Below are 13,511 nucleotides of genomic sequence, written 5' to 3' on the forward strand. Positions count from 1 at the left end.
GAGGAACACCATGGCACGCATGAAATTTATCTGTGACGCCGAGCGCTGCATCGAGTGCAACAGCTGCGTCACTGCCTGCAAGAACGAGCACGAGGTGCCCTGGGGGGTGAACCGGCGCCGCGTGGTCACGGTCAACGACGGCATGGTCGGCGCCGAGAAATCGATCTCGGTGGCCTGCATGCACTGCTCGGACGCGCCCTGCATGGCGGTCTGCCCGGTCGACTGCTTCTACCGCACCGAGGACGGCGTGGTGCTGCACGACAAGGACGTCTGCATCGGCTGCGGCTACTGCTCGTACGCCTGCCCGTTCGGCGCGCCGCAGTTTCCGTCGACCGGCACCTTCGGCGTGCGCGGCAAGATGGACAAGTGCACCTTCTGCGCGGGCGGTCCGGAGAAAAACGGCAGCGAGGCCGAGTTCGAGAAGTACGGCCGCAACCGGCTCGCCGAAGGCAAGCTGCCGCTGTGCGCCGAGATGTGCTCGACCAAGGCGCTGCTGGGCGGCGACGGCGACGTGATTGCCGACATCCTGCGCAATCGCGTGATCAAGCGCGGCACCGGCGGTGACGTGTTCGGCTGGGGCACCGCCTATGGCAATGCCCAGGCCGGCACGAAGCCCGCGGCCCCGGCGCAGCAGCCCGCGCCGGCACCAGCCGCGCCCGCCGCGCCGACCGCGCCGGCCGCCACGGCACCTGCAGGGGGGAAAGCGTCATGAACCGCATCCGCGTCGTTGCACTGGTGTCGCTGTGCGGCGTACTGCTGGCCGCGTGCGGCGAGAAGCCGCAGACCATCGGCCCGTCGCACCGCAAGGCCGACGCCCAGGCGTTCCAGGGCGCCCCGGACGATCCGTTCGTGGCCAAGGGCTGGACCGCGGGCGACCGCAACAGCTGGAATAACCAGATCCGCCAGCGCAACCAGTTGCAGAACGAGTACAACCGGGTGCAATGACCGCGCCGCCGTGTGGACTTCCCGCCAGCCGGGAACTGAAGGAGGGGCTATGACGCCGTCGCACAATCGATGCCGCGCCGGAGGCTGGCGTGGCTGGCGGGGTTGGCTGACTGCCGGCGCGCTGGCGCTGGCCGCGGCCGGCAATGCCGTGGCACAGGCCCCGGCACCCGCGCCGGGGCCGCCGACCGGACCGGCGACCGCATCGGCCAACGCCGACGCCAACAACCCGGCCACGCATCCGGCCCAGCCGCTGGCCGGCATCGCGTCCGAGAACATCTTCAATATCCCGCCGCGCGACATCGCCGCCGAGGCCAGGTCGCAGCAGCAGCGCAGCGTCACGCAGCCCGGCAACAACGCGCCGATGTGGCGCGAGGTCAATTCCGACCAGCGCCACTACAGCAGCCTGCCCGACAAGGAAGCGGGGGTGCTGATCCAGCGCACCGGCCAGTCGTGGCGGCTGTTCCGCAACGGCGTGATCACGGTCTGGGGCGGCTGGCTGCTGCTGATCGTGCCGGTGGTGATCCTCGGCTTCTTCCTGTGGCGCGGCACCATCCCGCTGCGCACGCCCAAGACTGGCCGCATGATCGAGCGCTTTACCCCGCTCGAGCGCATCGTCCACTGGACCATGGCGATTTCCTTCGTGGTGCTGGCGGTGTCGGGCATCGTGATGCTGCTGGGCAAGCATTTCCTGCTGCCGCTGATGGGCCATATGCTGTTCGGCTGGCTCAGCTACATCCTGAAGAACCTGCACAACGTGGTGGGGCCGATCTTCACGCTCTCGGTGATCGTCGCCTTCGTGGTGTTCCTGCGCGACAACCTGCCCAGCCGCGACGACGTCCGCTGGGTCACCAGCCTCGGCGGGCTGGCCTCGGCCAAGCACGTGCCGAGCGGGCGCTTCAACGCCGGCGAGAAGATGTGGTTCTGGGTGGGCGTGTTCGTGTTCGGCCTGGTGCTGTCGGTGTCGGGCTGGGTGCTCGACATGATCGTGCCGGGCATGGACTACTACCGCGCCACCATGCAGATCGCCAACGTGATCCACGGGATCTCGGCGGTGCTGATGACTGCCATGGCGTGCGGCCATATCTATATGGGCACCATCGGCATGGAAGGCGCGTACCGCGCCATGCGCGATGGCTGGGTCGACGAGGCCTGGGCCAAGGAGCACCACGAGCTCTGGTACGACGACATCAAGTCCGGCAAGATCCCGGCCCAGCGTTCGGCCAGCCCGGATGCCACCGCGGCCCGGCCGGCGCGGCAGAGTCCCGGCGAAGCCTGATGCAGGCCTGGCGAGCGAATCCCACGACACAGCAGGAATCCACAACCATGACACGCATCCTGACGCTGATTGCCGTTGCCGGTGCCGCCTGCACAGCCTTCGCCCCGAGCGCGCTGGCCAAGCTGCCCACGCCGACCGAAGCCCAGCAGGCCAAGGCCGCCGAGACCAGGGCGCGCGCCGCCTGGTCCGACAAGGTTGCGGCGTACCAGCTGTGCCGTGCCCAGGACAAGATCGCCGCGCATTACCTGGCCGACCGCAAGGCGCACGGGCAGCAGGCGCGCGAGCCGGTGCAGACCGCCGCCTGCGCCGATCCGGGACCGTTCGTGGCGCCAGCCCCGGCCATTGCCAGCACCGCCGGTGCGCCCGCGGCAGGCGCGGTACAATCCCCCGCAAAGGCGCCGTAACTTCCGCCCCCAGCGTGTGCCGCTCGGGGCCTCACCCGCAGCCCCGAGTCCCTCGTCATGACCTTGCGTCCCGAGCTTACCCAGGCAGCCGTTCCCCTGATCGAAGAGGTTGAAGTCGTCGACGAGCAAGGGCGCGTGCGCGCGGCCTACCTGCCGGGCGAGCGGCCGCTGACGGTCTATCTCGACAAGCGCGAGCTGGTCACGCTGATGACGCTGGGCGGCGCGCCCGAACACCTGGTGCTGGGCTACCTGCGCAACCAGCGCCTGGTGGAATCGATCGAGGACATTGCCGCGGTGCAGGTCGACTGGGAAACCGAATCGGCCGCGGTGACCACCCGCACCGGCGTCGACCGCATCGAGGAGCGCACCGCCCGCCGCGTGGTGACCACCGGCTGCGGCCAGGGCACCGTGTTCGGCTCGCTGCTGGACGAGGTCGACAGCATCCGGCTGCCGGTTGGCGCGACGCTGGACCAGGACACCCTGTACGGCATCATCGACACCATCCGGCTGCAGCAGTCGGTGTACAAGCAGGCCGGCTCGGTGCATGGCTGCGCGTTGTTCCAGGGCACCGAGCTGCTGATGTTCGTCGAGGACGTCGGCCGCCACAATGCCGTCGATGCCATTGCCGGACGCATGTGGCTCGAAGGCATGACTGGCGGCGACAAGATCTTCTACACCACCGGGCGCCTCACTTCCGAAATGGTGATCAAGGGCGCGCAGATGGGCATCCCGTTCCTGCTGTCGCGCTCGGGCGTGACGCAGATGGGCTACCAGATGGCCCGGCGCGTCAACCTGACGCTGTTCGCGCGCTGCACCGGCAAGCACTTCCTGCTCTATACCGGGCGCGAGCGCTTCCGCCACCGCCAGCCCGAAGATGTGGTGGCGTAGCGGCCACTTGCACGGCCTGCTGCGGGCTTGAGGGGTGCGCCTCGATTGGTTGTACAATGCGGCGCACTCCGAGCCGTCTATCCTCCCAACCTTATGAGCATCAAATCCGACAAATGGATCCGCCGCATGGCGGAGCAGCACGGCATGATCGAGCCGTTCGAGCCAGGCCAGGTCCGGGAGGCCGACGGCCGCAAGATCGTGTCTTACGGCACCTCGAGCTACGGCTACGACATCCGCTGCGCCGACGAATTCAAGATCTTCACCAATATCAACAGCACCATCGTTGATCCCAAGAACTTCGACGAGAAGTCGTTCGTTGATTTCAAGGGCGAGGTCTGCATCATCCCGCCCAACTCGTTCGCGCTGGCGCGCACGATGGAATACTTCCGCATCCCGCGCAGCGTGCTGACCATCTGCCTGGGCAAGAGCACCTACGCCCGCTGCGGCATCATCGTCAACGTGACGCCGTTCGAGCCGGAATGGGAAGGCTATGTGACGCTGGAGTTTTCGAACACCACGCCGCTGCCGGCCAAGATCTACGCCGGCGAGGGCTGCGCCCAGGTATTGTTCTTCGAGAGCGACGAGATCTGCGAGACCTCGTATGCCGACCGGGGCGGCAAATACCAGGGCCAGCACGGTGTCACACTGCCGAAGACCTGAGCGCATTACAATCCGGCGTCTGCCGGCACGGCGAGCCCGCCAGGGCCGCCAAACCTGACGTGAGAGCCACATGCCGCCGTCGCAGGGAACCCCTGCCGGCCATGTGGCTCAAGTCCTTTATGTCCTGCTTTCCCATCAAGGATGCCCGATGAAATTCCGCTTCCCCGTCATCATCATTGACGAAGACTTCCGCTCCGAGAACATCTCCGGCTCCGGCATCCGCGCGCTGGCCGAGGCGATCGAGAAAGAGGGCATGGAAGTCATGGGGCTGACCAGCTACGGCGACCTGACCTCGTTCGCCCAGCAGGCCAGCCGGGCATCGACCTTCATCGTGTCGATCGACGACGACGAGTTCGCCAGCGACAGCGAGGAACTCGAGGCCGCCGCGATCGAGAAGCTGCGCGCCTTCGTCGCCGAAGTGCGCCGCCGCAACTCCGACCTGCCGATCTTCCTGTACGGCGAGACCCGCACCTCGCGCCATATCCCCAACGATATCCTGCGCGAGCTGCACGGCTTCATCCACATGTTCGAGGACACGCCCGAGTTCGTGGCGCGCCACATCATCCGCGAGGCCAAGGTCTACCTGGACACGCTCGCGCCGCCGTTCTTCAAGGCGCTGATCGACTACGCGCAGGACAGCTCGTATTCGTGGCACTGCCCGGGCCACTCGGGCGGCGTGGCGTTCCTGAAGAGCCCGGTGGGCCAGGTGTTCCACCAGTTCTTCGGCGAAAACATGCTGCGCGCCGACGTCTGCAACGCCGTCGACGAGCTGGGACAGCTGCTGGACCACACCGGCCCGGTGGCCGCGTCGGAGCGCAACGCCGCTCGCATCTTCAACTCCGACCACATGTATTTCGTCACCAACGGCACCTCCACCTCGAACAAGATGGTGTGGCATGCCAACGTGGCGCCGGGCGACATCGTGGTGGTGGACCGCAACTGCCACAAGTCGATCCTGCACGCGATCATGATGACCGGCGCGATCCCGGTGTTCCTGATGCCGACGCGCAACCACTACGGCATCATCGGCCCGATCCCGAAGAGCGAGTTCGATCCGCAGACCATCAGGAAAAAGATTGCCAACCACCCATTCGCCAGCAAGGCGAAGAACCAGAAGCCGCGCATCCTGACCATCACCCAGGGCACCTACGACGGCGTGCTGTACAACGCCGAGCAGATCAAGGAAATGCTGGCGGCCGAGATCGACACCCTGCACTTCGATGAAGCCTGGCTGCCGCACGCGGCGTTCCACGACTTCTATCGCAACATGCACGCGATCGGCAAGGACCGCCCGCGCAGCAAGGATGCGCTGGTGTTCGCGACGCAATCCACGCACAAGCTCCTGGCCGGCCTGTCGCAGGCCTCGCAGATCCTGGTGCAGGATTCGGAGACGCGCAAGCTGGACCGCTACCGCTTCAATGAAGCGTACCTGATGCACACTTCGACCAGCCCGCAGTACTCGATCATCGCCTCGTGCGACGTGGCCGCGGCGATGATGGAAGCGCCGGGCGGCACCGCGCTGGTGGAGGAGAGCATCCAGGAAGCGATGGACTTCCGCCGCGCCATGCGCAAGGTCGAGGGCGACTACGATGCCGGCAACAACGGCGACTGGTGGTTCAAGGTGTGGGGCCCGGACGCGCTGATCGAAGACGGCATCGGCGACCGCGAGGAATGGATGCTGAAGGCCAACGAGCGCTGGCACGGTTTTGGCGACCTCGCCGACGGCTTCAACCTGCTCGACCCGATCAAGGCCACCATCATCACCCCGGGCCTGGACGTCGACGGCGAGTTCAGCGAGCGCGGCATCCCGGCGGCGATCGTCACCAAGTACCTGGCCGAACACGGCATCATCATCGAGAAGACCGGGCTGTACTCGTTCTTCATCATGTTCACCATCGGCATCACCAAGGGCCGCTGGAACTCGCTGGTGACCGAGCTGCAGCAGTTCAAGGACGACTACGACCAGAACCAGCCGCTGTGGCGCGTGCTGCCGGAATTCGTCGCCAAGTATCCGCAATACGAGCGCATGGGCCTGCGTGACCTGTGCGATGCGATCCACAGCGTGTACAAGGCCAACGACGTCGCGCGCGTGACCACCGAGATGTACCTGTCGGACATGGAGCCGGCGATGAAGCCGTCGGACGCGTGGGCCATGATGGCCCACCGCGAGATCGAGCGGGTGCCGGTCGACGACCTGGAGGGTCGTGTCACTGCCATCCTGCTGACGCCGTACCCGCCGGGCATTCCGCTGCTGATCCCGGGCGAGCGCTTCAACCGCACCATCGTGCAGTACCTGAAGTTTGCGCGCGAGTTCAACAAGCTGTTCCCCGGCTTCGAGACCGACATCCACGGCCTGGTGGAGGACGAGGTCGACGGCAAGAAGGCGTACTTCGTCGACTGCGTGAAGCAGGGCGCCTGAGCGCCAGCCGGCTTCCGTGGATGCAGAAAGGGCCCCGCCAAGGCGGGGCCCTTTCTATTTGTCCTGGCTGAACGGATTGATCACCATCGTGCCGGTGCCGCGGAAGTCCGCGACATTGCGCGTCACGATGGTGAGGCGGTGGATCAGCGCGGTGGCGGCGATGAACTTGTCCAGCGCGTGCTCGGGCCGTGCCGCGCGCAACTGGCCCCAGACCTGCGCCACCTCGGCATCGACCGGCAGCACCTGCCGGCCGAAGTCCTCCAGCACATGGGCCAGCCAGCGCTCCAGCAGCGCCGCCTGCACCGCGTCGCCGCGATGGCGGATCAGTGCCACGCCGCGCTGGAGTTCGCCCACGGTCAGCGCCGACAGGTAGAGCGCGGCCCCATCGCGCGCGGCCTGGCGGAAGAAGGCACGGACGCCGGGGTTGGCGCGCTCCCGCTTGCGGGTCTCGCTGATGACGTTGGTATCAATCAAATACACGCGGCGCCTCGCCCGTATCCTGGATGCGCTCGAAGTCGGCGTCGTGCCCGACGTCGGGCATGCCGGAGAGCACCTCGGCAAAGCTGCGCCGGGCCGTGCCGCCCAGCGCCTGCGCCAGGATGGCGCGGTGTTCGGCCTCGGCGCTGCGGCCATTGGCGACGGCCTGCTCGCGCAGGCGCCGGACCAGCGCTTCATCGACGCCACGAACCAGTAGGGTTGCCATCGTGAACTCCTCACCGTTGGATGGCGTGATGATAGCATTGTTATCATTACGGCGGTCACGTATCGATGGCAGGCAATAGATCGGGGTCGCGGCGAAGTGCCCCGCGCATTTGGTGCTCGGCATGGTGTTCTCCTGGGTCATGGGCTGAACGCAGGAACCAGTCTGGGCCGTGCCGGCCCGCCGGTCGATGAGCCGATTCGCAATTGCGCGGGTTGCCTCGCCGCGACGCCGATGCCTGTCGCATCAGCGCTGCGCCAGCACTTCCTCCAGCGTCACGTGACCCTGGAAGCCGCCCGCGCTTTGCGCCGGCGCCTGGCGCTCGATGGCATGGGCGAAGCGCACCGCCGGATCGGCTTCGAGCTGGTTGTAGAGGCGCTGCAGGTTCGGGAAGTCCTCGACGTTCAGCACCTTGTGGTACTTCGACCAGCGCGCGATGCCGCTGAAGTAGGCGTCGGCCACGGTACGGTGCTCGCCCAGCAGCCAGGGCCGCTCGCCCAGCATGGCTTCGAGTTCCTGATGCACGTGGCGGACCTGCTCCGTGCCGTAGCGCACCAGCGCCGGCCGGTCGGTCGCGTCCACGCCCTCCAGGGCATGCCAGAGCGGGGCAAAGGCGCCGAAGTAGCTGGTGTTGAGGTAGGCCAGCTGCTGGTTGAGCCGGTCGAAATCGCGCGTGCCCTGGGCAAAGCCAAGCTTGCGCTCGATGCCGCGCGCGCCGATGTGGTTCAGGATCGCCATGCTTTCGCTGAGGAAATTGCCTTGCGCGTCCATCAGCGTCGGCGTTTCGCCGACCGGGTTGATCTGGCGGTAGGCCTCGCTGGTCACGACTTCGGGCATTTCGATGCGGCTCAGGCGATAGGGCTGGCCAAGCCATTCCAGCGCCACGATCGAGCCGAACGAGCAGCCGGAGGGAACGCCGTAGAAGAGGGTGGGGGTAGTCATGGGTAGTTCTCCTGGATTCGGTTGGGGCCCGCCGATCGGGCACAGGTGAACTGTAGATGCATGGACTTTGCGTGAGTAGTACGCAAAAATTCGACCTATCGTCCACACCCATAGACTTTGCCTGCGATGATCAACCTCAATGACCTGCGCTTCTTCGTCGTCGCCGTGACCCATGGCGGTTTTGCCGCCGCGGCGCGGGCGCTGGGGGTGCCCAAGTCCACGGTCAGCAAGCGCGTGGCCGAGCTGGAGCAGGCGCTGCAGGCGCGGCTGCTGTACCGCAGTTCGCGCAGCTTCACGCTGACCGATGCCGGCCGGGACTTCTACGATCACGCGCATGCCGCGCTGATCGAAGCCGAGGCCGCGCAAGAGGCGGTGCAGCGGCGCGTGGCCGAGCCCAGCGGCACGGTGCGGATCACCGCCGCGGTGCCCACCGCGCAGCGCTACCTGGCGCCACACCTGCCGGCGCTGGCGCGCGCCTATCCGCGCCTGCACGTGCAGCTGGAGGTGTCCGACCGCATGGTCGACCTGGTGCAGGAAGGTTTCGATATCGCCGTGCGCAGCCATTTCGCGCCGCTGCCGGACTCCGGCCTGGTGCAACGCCAGCTTGCCGTCGAGGACATCGTGCTGGTGGCGTCGCCCGGCTACCTGGACGGGCGCGGCACGCCCGAAGCGCCCGCTCAGCTGGCCGGCCACGACGGGCTGCTCACCGGGGCGGCCGCGGGCACGTGGCGCCTGTGGGGGCCGCAGGGGGCGCGCGCGGAAGCCAGTCCGGTGCCCCGCATGACCGTGAACGAATCCACCGTGCTGCTCGGCGCGGCCATCGCGGGACTGGGCATCGTGCCGCTGCCGCACGAGCTGTGCCGCGCGGCGCTGGCGGCCGGGCAACTGGCGCGCGTGCTGCCGCAGTGGACCGCCGGCAGCGTGACCACCACGCTGCTGCTGCCGGCACGGCGCGGGCAGTTGCCCGCGGTGCGGGCCACCGTCGACTTCCTGGCGCAATGCCTGGCGCCCGGCGGCGCCGGCACTGCCATGCCGCAATGAAAAAGCCCCGCATCGCTGCGGGGCCTGGCGTTGCCTGAGACTGCCGCTGGGGCAGGCTTATTTCTTCTTCTCGAACTCGAACTGCGGCGCGGCCGATTCGCTTTCCGCCGGCGGCTGCGTCGGCAATTCGAGCGAGCCGGACTCGGCCGGCGCGGAACCCGGGCCCGGAATCGACAAGCCCGGCGTGGCGGGTTTGGGGCTGCTGCCTTCCAGGTCGATGTTCAGGTCGCGCGTGATGCTGCGGTCCTGCGCCTTCTGCGTGCCGGTGCTGACCAGGCCGGGGAACACGATGATCAACGCCACCATCACCAGCTGGATCACCACGAACGGTACCGAACCCCAGTAGATTTCCGAGGTCTTGACTTCGCGCGGCGCCACCGAGCGCAGGTAGAACAGCGAGAAGCCGAACGGCGGGTGCATGAACGAGGTCTGCATGTTCACCGCCAGCAGCACGCCGAACCAGATCAGGTCGATGCCGAGCTTGTCTGCCACCGGTCCCACCAGCGGCACCAGGATAAAGGCCAGCTCGAAGAAGTCGAGGAAGAACGCCAGCAGGAAGAACAGCACGTTCACCGCCACCAGGAAGCCGGTCTGGCCGCCGGGCAGCGCGGTCAGCAGGTGCTCGACCCAGATATGGCCGTCGACGCCGTAGAACGTCAGCGAGAACACGCGCGCGCCGATCAGGATGAAGATCACGAAGGCCGACAGCTTGAGCGTGGCTTCCATGGCCTGCCTGGTCAGGCCCAGGTCGAGGCGGCGCTTGACCATGGCCAGGATCAGCGCGCCCAGCGCGCCCATGCCGCCGCCTTCGGTCGGCGTCGCCACGCCGATGAAGATGGTGCCGAGCACCAGGAAGATCAGCGCCAGCGGCGGGATCAGCACGAAGGTGACCTTCTCCGCCATCTGCGACAGCAGGCCAAGCTTCAGCGTCTTGTTGATCACCGCCAGCACGAAGGCGAACAGGATCGCCGCACCCACGGAGACCACCAGGCGCTCGTCCAGCGGCGCCTCGGGCTTGTAGAACATGTCCACCAGCACGCCCACCGCCACCGCCAGCGCGGTCAGCACCAGTACCGAGGTGGCGCCGCTCTTGCCGCTGGGCTCGCGGAAGGTGCGCGCCTCGAGCGGCAGCGCCGGCGCGGCTGACGGCTTGATGATGGTGACCATCAGCACATAGAGCATGTACAGCCCGGTCAGCACCAGGCCCGGCACGAACGCCCCCTTGTACATGTCGCCCACCGAGCGGCCGAGCTGGTCGGCCAGCACGATCAGCACCAGCGACGGCGGGATGATCTGCGCCAGCGTGCCCGACGCCGCGATCACGCCCGAGGCCAGCCGCTTGTCGTACTTGTACTTGAGCATCAGCGGCAGCGAGATCAGGCCCATCGAGATCACCGAGGCCGCCACCACGCCGGTGGTCGCCGCCAGCAGCGCGCCGACGAAGATCACCGCGTAGGCCAGGCCGCCGCGGATCGGGCCGAACAGCTGCCCGATGGTGTCGAGCAGGTCTTCGGCCATGCCCGAGCGTTCCAGGATCAGGCCCATGAAGGTGAAGAACGGGATCGCCAGCAGCGTGTCGTTCTCGATGATGCCGAACAGCCGGCTCGGCAGCGCCTGCAGCAGCTCGGGCGGCAGCATCCCCAGCTCGATGCCGATGAAGGCGAACAGCAGCCCGTTGGCCGCCAGCGCAAAGGCGATCGGGAAGCCCGACAGCAGGAATACCACCAGCGAGGCGAACATGATCGGTGCCATGTTCGCAATCAGGAATTGCGTCATCGTGCGCGCCTCTTATCGTTTTTCAGACGCGGCGGTCTGGTTGGCCTGCGCGATCGCGGCGATCTCCAGCGCCGGGTCGACCGCGTGCTTGCGGAAGGCCGAGAACGGCAGATCCCCCTTCAGGTAGGCGAAGCGCTTGATCAGCTCCGACAGGCCCTGCAGGATCATCAGCGCAAAGCCCGCCACGATCAGGAACTTGGCCGGCCAGCGGATCAGGCCGCCGGCATTGCCGGACATTTCATGGCCGGCGTAGGACAGCCAGAAGTAGGGGATCGACAGCCACAGAATGATGAGCGAGATCGGCAGCAGGAAGAACAGGATGCCGAAGATATCGATCCAGACCTGGGTGCGCTCGGAGAAGCGGCCGGCGATCACGTCGATGCGCACATGCTCGTCGCGGCGCAGGGTGTACGGGGCGCCCAGCAGGAACACGCCGGCGAACATATACCACTGCAGTTCGAGCCAGGCGTTGGAGCTGATGCTGAAGGTGTAGCGAATGATGGCGTTGCCTGCGCAGACCAGCACGGCCAGCAGGACCAGCCATTTCGCCCACTGCCCGATGAAAGCATTCACGGCGTCGATAAGCCGCGAGATCCTCATGAGGGAAGACATGTGATCGTCCTAGGGATGGGGGATACAGGGGTGGCGCGTTAGTCTACGGCGTCGGCGGCCCTGCATCTTTAGGGTGAATCCCCAGTGCATCACATTTTTCGGTGAATTTGCACCAGTTATGTGCAGATTCGTCGGCCATGCCATGCCGATTCGATATTCCCGATGTGAAATCGACGCGGAAATCGACGCGCGGCCGTGTCCGCTTCATGCAATACGCAACAGTCGTCGGTGCGCCGGCGGACAGAAAAGAAAAACGGGAGCTCGCGCTCCCGTTGCGGCTTGCCGGATTACCCCGGGAGCGAGGGTCAGCCGTTCAGCGCGGTGCGGGCCGCGGCGATGGCCGCGCGCACCTGGTCCGGTGCGGTGCCGCCGATATGGTTGCGCGCCGCAACCGAGCCCTCCAGCGTCAGCACCGCGTGCACGTCGTCGCCGATCAGCGCGGCCTGGTCGCCCAGGCCGGAGACCTCGCGCAGCTCGGCCACGGTCAGGTCGGCCAGGTCACACTGGCGGCCGTCGCAGGCGCGCACGGCGTGGGCCACGGCTTCATGCGCGTCGCGGAAGGGCAGGCCCTTCTTCACCAGGTAGTCGGCCAGGTCGGTGGCGGTGGCATAGCCCTGCAGCGCGGCGGCGCGCATCGCTTCGGGCTTGACGCTGATGCCCGGCACCATGTCGGCGAAGATGCGCAGCGTGTCGACCACGGTATCGACCGTGTCGAACAGCGGCTCCTTGTCTTCCTGGTTGTCCTTGTTGTACGCCAGTGGCTGGCCCTTCATCAGGGTCAGCAGGCCGATCAGGTGGCCGTTGACGCGCCCGGTCTTGCCGCGCGCCAGCTCGGGCACGTCCGGGTTCTTCTTCTGCGGCATGATCGAGCTGCCGGTGCAGAAGCGGTCGGCGATGTCGATAAGGCCCACGCGCGGGCTCATCCACAGCACCAGCTCTTCCGAGAAGCGCGACACGTGGGTCATCACCAGCGCCGCGGCGGCGCAGAATTCGATGGCGAAGTCGCGGTCCGAGACGGCGTCCAGCGAGTTGCGGCAAACGCCGTCGAAGCCCAGCTGCTGCGCGACGAACTCGCGGTCGATCGGGTAGCTGGTGCCGGCCAGCGCGGCGGCGCCCAGCGGCAGGCGGTTGACGCGCTTGCGGCAGTCGGCCATGCGCTCGGCATCGCGCGTGAACATCTCGTTGTACGCCAGCAGGTGGTGGCCGAAGGTGACCGGCTGCGCCACCTGCAGGTGGGTGAAGCCCGGCAGGATGGTGTTGGCGTGCTGCTCGGCCAGGTCCAGCAGCGAGGTGCGCAACGCGCCCAGCAGCACGATGATGTTGTCGATCTCGCTGCGCAGCCACAGGCGGATGTCGGTGGCGACCTGGTCGTTGCGCGAGCGGCCGGTGTGCAGGCGCTTGCCGGCATCGCCCACCAGCGCGGTCAGGCGCGCCTCGATGTTCAGGTGGACGTCTTCCAGGTCCAGCTTCCATTCGAAGCTGCCGGCCTCGATCTCGCCGCGGATCTGCGCCATGCCGCGCTCGATCTCGGCGCGGTCGGCGTCGGCGATGATGCCCTGCTTCGCCAGCATGGCCGCGTGGGCCAGCGAGCCCTGGATGTCGAACAGGGCCAGGCGCTTGTCGAAGAACACCGAGGCGGTGTAGCGCTTCACCAGGTCGGACATCGGTTCGGAGAAGCGGGCGGACCAGGCTTCGCCTTTCTTGGCAAGTTGGGAGGTGGACATGGACGTCGGCTGCAGTGGCTCGCGCGGCAGGCGGCCGGCGTGCGGACGGCGGCGGGCGCGAAAATTGGGAAACGGCGATTATATCGCCCGGCGGCACGCTGGCGGTGCGGGTCGCGATGGCGGG

The 13,511-nt window shown here is 67.0% G+C and carries 14 protein-coding genes; 8 read left to right on the forward strand and 6 right to left on the reverse strand.

The window, feature by feature from the left end; translation table 11 throughout:
- Positions 1 to 10 precede the first annotated feature (10 nt).
- From fdh3B to C7416_RS13150, 7 genes are all read left to right on the forward strand, one after another.
- A complete protein-coding gene (gene fdh3B, locus C7416_RS13120; RefSeq protein ID WP_111519331.1) occupies positions 11 to 712 on the forward strand; it encodes a formate dehydrogenase FDH3 subunit beta in 702 nt (233 codons plus the stop codon).
- Positions 709 to 945, forward strand: coding sequence for a hypothetical protein (locus C7416_RS13125; protein ID WP_018008073.1), 237 nt, complete (start codon positions 709 to 711; stop codon positions 943 to 945). The genes fdh3B and C7416_RS13125 overlap by 4 nt, the downstream gene beginning before the upstream one ends.
- 49 nt (positions 946 to 994) lie before the next feature.
- Positions 995 to 2,221 (forward strand): formate dehydrogenase subunit gamma, encoded by a 1,227-nt coding sequence (locus tag C7416_RS13130; protein WP_111519332.1) that lies wholly within the window; start codon positions 995 to 997, stop codon positions 2,219 to 2,221.
- A gap of 47 nt (positions 2,222 to 2,268) precedes the next feature.
- A complete protein-coding gene (locus C7416_RS13135; protein ID WP_111519333.1) occupies positions 2,269 to 2,625 on the forward strand; it encodes a hypothetical protein in 357 nt (118 codons plus the stop codon).
- 57 nt (positions 2,626 to 2,682) lie between these two features.
- Positions 2,683 to 3,513: a formate dehydrogenase accessory sulfurtransferase FdhD gene (locus C7416_RS13140; RefSeq protein ID WP_111519334.1), complete on the forward strand. Its 831-nt coding sequence runs from the start codon at positions 2,683 to 2,685 to the stop codon at positions 3,511 to 3,513.
- A 93-nt stretch (positions 3,514 to 3,606) separates the two neighbouring features.
- The gene (gene dcd / locus C7416_RS13145) at positions 3,607 to 4,173 is read left to right on the forward strand and encodes a dCTP deaminase (protein ID WP_018008077.1); all 567 of its coding nucleotides are present in this window, start codon (positions 3,607 to 3,609) and stop codon (positions 4,171 to 4,173) included.
- Positions 4,174 to 4,321: 148 nt separating this feature from the next.
- A complete protein-coding gene (locus C7416_RS13150; RefSeq protein ID WP_111519335.1) occupies positions 4,322 to 6,592 on the forward strand; it encodes an arginine/lysine/ornithine decarboxylase in 2,271 nt (756 codons plus the stop codon).
- A 54-nt stretch (positions 6,593 to 6,646) separates the two neighbouring features.
- Here C7416_RS13150 and C7416_RS13155 read toward each other — a convergent pair whose 3' ends face one another.
- The 3 genes from C7416_RS13155 to C7416_RS13165 all read right to left on the reverse strand — a co-directional run bounded on the left by C7416_RS13155 (position 6,647) and on the right by C7416_RS13165 (position 8,234).
- On the reverse strand, positions 6,647 to 7,072 hold the full coding sequence (locus tag C7416_RS13155; protein WP_111519336.1) for a type II toxin-antitoxin system VapC family toxin: 426 nt from the start codon (positions 7,070 to 7,072) through the stop codon (positions 6,647 to 6,649).
- Positions 7,059 to 7,295 carry a FitA-like ribbon-helix-helix domain-containing protein gene (locus C7416_RS13160; protein WP_111519337.1) on the reverse strand — a complete coding sequence of 79 codons (237 nt, stop codon included), beginning with the start codon at positions 7,293 to 7,295 and terminating at the stop codon, positions 7,059 to 7,061. Before C7416_RS13160 ends, C7416_RS13155 begins: the two co-directional genes overlap by 14 nt.
- Before the next feature lie 243 nt (positions 7,296 to 7,538).
- Positions 7,539 to 8,234 carry a glutathione S-transferase family protein gene (locus C7416_RS13165; RefSeq protein ID WP_111519338.1) on the reverse strand — a complete coding sequence of 232 codons (696 nt, stop codon included), beginning with the start codon at positions 8,232 to 8,234 and terminating at the stop codon, positions 7,539 to 7,541.
- 126 nt (positions 8,235 to 8,360) lie between these two features.
- On the opposite strand from C7416_RS13165, the gene C7416_RS13170 reads away from it, so the two are divergent.
- A complete protein-coding gene (locus C7416_RS13170; protein WP_111519518.1) occupies positions 8,361 to 9,275 on the forward strand; it encodes a LysR substrate-binding domain-containing protein in 915 nt (304 codons plus the stop codon).
- Positions 9,276 to 9,332: 57 nt separating this feature from the next.
- Here the strand turns inward: C7416_RS13170 and C7416_RS13175 are convergent, their stop codons facing one another.
- The 3 genes from C7416_RS13175 to argH all read right to left on the reverse strand — a co-directional run bounded on the left by C7416_RS13175 (position 9,333) and on the right by argH (position 13,387).
- Complete coding sequence (locus C7416_RS13175; RefSeq protein WP_111519339.1) at positions 9,333 to 11,051, reverse strand: TRAP transporter large permease; 1,719 nt, start codon at positions 11,049 to 11,051, stop codon at positions 9,333 to 9,335.
- A gap of 12 nt (positions 11,052 to 11,063) precedes the next feature.
- A complete protein-coding gene (locus tag C7416_RS13180) occupies positions 11,064 to 11,663 on the reverse strand; it encodes a TRAP transporter small permease subunit (RefSeq protein ID WP_062801508.1) in 600 nt (199 codons plus the stop codon).
- A gap of 305 nt (positions 11,664 to 11,968) precedes the next feature.
- Positions 11,969 to 13,387 (reverse strand): argininosuccinate lyase, encoded by a 1,419-nt coding sequence (gene argH / locus C7416_RS13185; RefSeq protein ID WP_111519340.1) that lies wholly within the window; start codon positions 13,385 to 13,387, stop codon positions 11,969 to 11,971.
- Between the last annotated feature and the right edge of the window lie 124 nt (positions 13,388 to 13,511).

The sequence above is a fragment of the Cupriavidus phytorum genome, assembly GCF_003254285.1.
Classification (GTDB): Bacteria; Pseudomonadota; Gammaproteobacteria; order Burkholderiales; family Burkholderiaceae; genus Cupriavidus; species Cupriavidus phytorum.

What these genes read in the sequence shown, in the direction of transcription:
- fdh3B (WP_111519331.1), top strand. Translation starts at nt 11, where the DNA reads ATGGCACGCATGAAATTTATCTGTGACGCCGAGCGCTGCATCGAGTGC.
- C7416_RS13125 (WP_018008073.1), top strand. Translation starts at nt 709, where the DNA reads ATGAACCGCATCCGCGTCGTTGCACTGGTGTCGCTGTGCGGCGTACTG.
- C7416_RS13130 (WP_111519332.1), top strand. Translation starts at nt 995, where the DNA reads ATGACGCCGTCGCACAATCGATGCCGCGCCGGAGGCTGGCGTGGCTGG.
- C7416_RS13135 (WP_111519333.1), top strand. Translation starts at nt 2,269, where the DNA reads ATGACACGCATCCTGACGCTGATTGCCGTTGCCGGTGCCGCCTGCACA.
- C7416_RS13140 (WP_111519334.1), top strand. Translation starts at nt 2,683, where the DNA reads ATGACCTTGCGTCCCGAGCTTACCCAGGCAGCCGTTCCCCTGATCGAA.
- dcd (WP_018008077.1), top strand. Translation starts at nt 3,607, where the DNA reads ATGAGCATCAAATCCGACAAATGGATCCGCCGCATGGCGGAGCAGCAC.
- C7416_RS13150 (WP_111519335.1), top strand. Translation starts at nt 4,322, where the DNA reads ATGAAATTCCGCTTCCCCGTCATCATCATTGACGAAGACTTCCGCTCC.
- C7416_RS13160 (WP_111519337.1), bottom strand. Translation starts at nt 7,295, where the DNA reads ATGGCAACCCTACTGGTTCGTGGCGTCGATGAAGCGCTGGTCCGGCGC.
- C7416_RS13165 (WP_111519338.1), bottom strand. Translation starts at nt 8,234, where the DNA reads ATGACTACCCCCACCCTCTTCTACGGCGTTCCCTCCGGCTGCTCGTTC.
- C7416_RS13170 (WP_111519518.1), top strand. Translation starts at nt 8,361, where the DNA reads ATGATCAACCTCAATGACCTGCGCTTCTTCGTCGTCGCCGTGACCCAT.
- C7416_RS13175 (WP_111519339.1), bottom strand. Translation starts at nt 11,051, where the DNA reads ATGACGCAATTCCTGATTGCGAACATGGCACCGATCATGTTCGCCTCG.
- C7416_RS13180 (WP_062801508.1), bottom strand. Translation starts at nt 11,663, where the DNA reads ATGTCTTCCCTCATGAGGATCTCGCGGCTTATCGACGCCGTGAATGCT.
- argH (WP_111519340.1), bottom strand. Translation starts at nt 13,387, where the DNA reads ATGTCCACCTCCCAACTTGCCAAGAAAGGCGAAGCCTGGTCCGCCCGC.